This is a genomic window from Roseibium denhamense, from assembly GCF_009711415.1.
GTDB lineage: Bacteria > Pseudomonadota > Alphaproteobacteria > Rhizobiales > Stappiaceae > Roseibium > Roseibium denhamense.
Map to the genome: position 1 here is coordinate 1 of NZ_SMLZ01000025.1, position 441 is coordinate 441.

Sequence of the window (441 nt, forward strand, 5' to 3'; positions counted from 1 at the left end):
GAGTGTATCACCTACCGCGAAGGATGCGGTATCGCTCAAGATCTGTGTGGTCGAGCTAAAGTTCGCTGCACTGATCGTTGAGTCTGCCAGTTCTGCCGTGCCTGACTGGTTACCAATGAAGAAGTCTTCATCTGAATAGATAGTCAAGTCACCGGAGTCATTGTCGAATTCGGCGCGAACACCGTCGAGTGCGTTCAGTGAATCAACCAGATCCTGGACAGTTGCCCCAGCGGTAACAGACGTCGTTCCAATACGAGCTGTAGAGGAAGTGCTGTCTGAATAGTACTGAAGTTCTGCCGTCGTTGAGATCGCGGTATGATCGCTGATAATGCTGTCTGCGGTGAGGGAGGAAGTGCCATCGGTCAATGAGATCGTGGTTTTGCCGCCCTGCAGCTGCAAGGAAGTCGTTCCGCCCTGGCCTTCTGCCAAGTCAGACAGGTT

General features: G+C 52.8%; 1 protein-coding gene. It reads right to left on the reverse strand.

Translation table 11 applies throughout. The features are described 5' to 3' along the window. A partial coding sequence (locus E1180_RS00070; protein WP_208996741.1) for a flagellin hook IN motif-containing protein occupies positions 1-441 on the reverse strand: 441 nt, incomplete at both ends.